The organism is Lamprobacter sp., assembly GCF_034860625.1.
Taxonomy (GTDB): Bacteria; Pseudomonadota; Gammaproteobacteria; order Chromatiales; family Chromatiaceae; genus Lamprobacter.
The window spans coordinates 1-1,196 of sequence record NZ_JAYESN010000562.1 but is presented as its reverse complement, the minus strand read 5'-3'; the positions used below and the strand labels follow the sequence as shown (position 1 = coordinate 1,196).

Below are 1,196 nucleotides of genomic sequence, written 5' to 3'. Positions count from 1 at the left end.
AGAAACCCCTGCAGGCGCTCGAGTGACTCCGACACCACCGTAATCTGAGCCATCTCAGAGCAACCCCCGCTCAGCCATCGAACAGCCACCCTCGCGCCCCACCACCAGGTGATCGAGCAGGCGGATCTCGAAGAGATCCAGACACTCACGCAGACGCTTGGTGATGGCGATATCCGCGCCGCTCGGCGTGGGATCACCGCTTGGATGATTGTGGGCGATGAGACAGGCGGCGGCATTGAGAGATAAGGCCATCTGGGCCACCACCCGTGGATGCACGCTGCAGCCGTCGATCGTCCCTTGGAACAGATCGCGGATCTCGATGATGCGGTGGCGGGAGTCAAGAAAGGCACAGACAAAACGCTCACGCGGTTCGCGCGCAAGCTGTAAGCGGAAATAACGCAGACTGGCCTCGGGGTCAGTCAGGGTGACATAGGTCGCTGCGGGCTCCAGGACCTGCAGGGCCAGTGCGATGACGCTGTCGCGTTCGCGCTCGCTCAGATCGGTCGGTGTCAGAGGCGCAAAGCGGTCATCGACCGCAGCCGGTTGGGAAGCGCACGAGCGCGGCTCGCGCCGAACGGACGTGGATCGGGATGCGTTCATCAGAGAGGCTCCGATAGAATCGAAAAGCCATCGCGCCAACGGCTCGAAAAAGCACAGCGCGATGCGTGGGTTGAAGTGAAGAAGCGCCTGCAGCGCACGAACGGCGACAGCCGCAGCGCGCAGCACGGCCTCAGGCGGCGCGTGACAAGTAGCGGTTCTGGCGTTGCTGCCAGACATCCGCCCAATCGAGACTCTTGGCCCGGTCAGGGATCGGCCCCGGTGGCAGGGCCAGTCGCACCATCAGCCGAGCGGACAGCCGCGCACGCAGCCTCTCAGCCGCGCGCAGACCCGCGCCGGACCGGTCGTGATCGGCCCAGACCGTCAACTGCTCGACGCCAGCCGGTGGCTCAAAGCGCTCGAGCAAGGTGGCCGACACACAGGACCAGACCGGCAGGCCACTCAGGGCGGCGGAGCCAGGGCCGTCTCGAGCCCTTCGGCGACACCAAGCACTGGGCCTGCCGCGGCCAGGCGGATCGCACCGCCGGCCAATGCACCGGATGCCGCAGCGGGCATCAGTTTTCGCGGGCAGGGCACCTCGGCCTTGCCTTGGCCATCGGCGCGCAGATAGGTGCGATGCAGCGTCAGCGCCCGACCAT

The 1,196-nt window shown here is 66.1% G+C and carries 2 protein-coding genes and 1 pseudogene; all 3 read right to left on the bottom strand.

The features are described from left to right. Positions 1-54: 54 nt before the first annotated feature. Complete coding sequence (locus VBE63_RS29805) at positions 55-600, bottom strand: JAB domain-containing protein (protein ID WP_323686582.1); 546 nt, start codon at positions 598-600, stop codon at positions 55-57. A 130-nt stretch (positions 601-730) separates the two neighbouring features. After that, complete coding sequence (locus VBE63_RS29800) at positions 731-976, bottom strand: toprim domain-containing protein (RefSeq protein ID WP_323686581.1); 246 nt, start codon at positions 974-976, stop codon at positions 731-733. Positions 977-999: 23 nt separating this feature from the next. After that, positions 1,000-1,196 (bottom strand): annotated as a pseudogene (locus tag VBE63_RS29795) (hypothetical protein); the annotation flags it as partial.

What these genes read in the sequence shown, in the direction of transcription:
- VBE63_RS29805 (WP_323686582.1), bottom strand. Translation starts at nt 600, where the DNA reads ATGAACGCATCCCGATCCACGTCCGTTCGGCGCGAGCCGCGCTCGTGC.